The organism is Bacillus thermozeamaize (assembly GCA_002159075.1).
GTDB classification, from domain to species: Bacteria; Bacillota; Bacilli; order ZCTH02-B2; family ZCTH02-B2; genus Bacillus_BB; species Bacillus_BB thermozeamaize.
Genome location: LZRT01000025.1, coordinates 1 through 1916, shown reverse-complemented (window position 1 = coordinate 1916; position 1916 = coordinate 1). Strand labels below are relative to the sequence as shown.

2 protein-coding genes are annotated in these 1916 nt (G+C 52.8%); one reads left to right on the top strand and one right to left on the bottom strand.

Annotated elements, in window-relative coordinates; translation table 11 throughout:
• Nucleotides 1-279 precede the first annotated feature (279 nt).
• Nucleotides 280-1542 carry a group II intron reverse transcriptase/maturase gene (locus BAA01_12255; GenBank protein OUM90023.1) on the top strand — a complete coding sequence of 421 codons (1263 nt, stop codon included), beginning with the start codon at nt 280-282 and terminating at the stop codon, nt 1540-1542.
• Between the two features lie 123 nt (nt 1543-1665).
• Here the strand turns inward: BAA01_12255 and BAA01_12250 are convergent, their stop codons facing one another.
• A complete protein-coding gene (locus BAA01_12250) occupies nt 1666-1869 on the bottom strand; it encodes a hypothetical protein (protein ID OUM90022.1) in 204 nt (67 codons plus the stop codon).
• Nucleotides 1870-1916: the final 47 nt, after the last annotated feature.

Below are 1916 nucleotides of genomic sequence, written 5' to 3'. Positions count from 1 at the left end.
AACGCCTTCTGACGATGGTAACCAGAACCGAAAGGTTCTATTGAACGTACAGGAGTCAGCAGAGGCCATAGTACTGGAGTAAGGGACGCCTGAAACAGGAAGGGCCGAACGTCAACTCAGGGGTGAAGCAGACTCTTTCGAGATGCTGTGCGTGGAAGCAGAATTCCCCTTGGGAACTCGATTGAGGAAAGATGGGTGAAGCCCGGAGGGCCTCAGTCAGAGGGCTGAGCACAGCCCGGCAAGAGCTGAATCTCATCCCGCGGAAGGAGAAGGATCTTGATGGCTCTGTTGGAACGCATCTTAGCGAGAGACAACCTCATCACGGCGCTCGAACGGGTCGAAGGCAACCGGGGAGCACCGGGAATCGACGGAGTATCGACTGATCAACTCCGTGATTATATCCGGACGCACTGGAGCTCGATTCGAGCCCAACTCTTGGAGGGAACCTATCGGCCGGCGCCTGTCCGCAGGGTCGAAATCCCGAAACCCAACGGCGGCACACGGCTGTTAGGTATTCCCACCGTGATGGACCGGTTGATCCAACAGGCCATCCTCCAAGAACTGACACCGATCTTTGACCCGAACTTCTCTCCCTGCAGCTTCGGATTCCGTCCTGGCCGCAAAGCCCATGACGCCGTTCGGCAAGCGCAACGATACATCCGGGAAGGATACCGGTATGTCGTAGACATCGACCTGGAAAAGTTCTTTGATCGGGTCAACCACGATATCTTGATGAGCCGGGTGGCCCGGAAAGTCAAAGATAAACGCGTGCTGAAATTGATCCGCGCGTACCTGCAAGCCGGCGTCATGATCGAAGGGGTGAAGGTGCAAACGGAGGAAGGGACGCCGCAAGGCGGGCCGCTCAGTCCTCTGCTTGCGAACATCCTTCTCGATGATCTGGACAAGGAATTGGAGAAACGGGGAATGAAATTCTGCCGTTATGCGGACGACTGCAATATCTACGTCAAAAGTCTGCGGGCAGGATTACGGGTGAAACAAGGCATCCAACGGTTCTTAGAGAAGAAACTCAAACTCAAGGTCAATGAGGAGAAAAGCGCCGTGGACCGTCCGTGGAAGCGTACGTTTCTTGGATTCAGCTTTACACCGGAACGGGAAGCACGGATTCGCCTCGCTCCCAAATCGATTCAACGCTTTAAACAGCGCATTCGGCAATCAACCGATCCCAACTGGAGTCTCCCAATGGAAGAACGCATTCGTCGCGTGAATCAATACACCATGGGATGGATGGGGTATTTCCAACTCATTGAAACTCCATCCATTCTCAGGAACATGGAGGGATGGGTGCGTCGACGGCTTCGACTGTGCCTATGGCTCCAATGGAAACGGGTAAGAACGAGAATACGCGAATTAAGGGCGTTGGGGCTGAATGAGAAAACGGTCATGGAGATCGCAAACACTCGAAAAGGAGCATGGCGGACAGCGAAAACTCCTCAACTGCACCAAGCGTTGGGAAAGTCCTACTGGTTGGCCCAAGGCCTCAAGAGTTTGACGCAACGATACTTCGAACTCCGTCAAGGTTGACGAACCGCCTAGTGCGGACCCGCATGCTAGGTGGTGTGAGGGGACGGGGGTTAGCCGCCCCCTCCTACTCGATCCGTTTAAAACAAGAGGGAAATCTTCCGCGCCGTACCGCATTTAGGTCATTTAAAACCAGTCATCATCCTTTTTCTTCATCGGATAGGTGCGAAATTTTCCCGTGGCCAATCTTTCCTTCGTTTTTTTGCTGATTCTGTCGTGGCATTCTTGGCACATATACGTATGAATCGGACGGTTTCTCAATTTTTTCGCCAGCGGCGACTCGTCATCAATCGTTTCCATTTTATCGCACAAAATGCATTTTACGATCATCCTTTGACCTCCGTATGCTCATCCATGGAAATAGTATAGCATAAAGA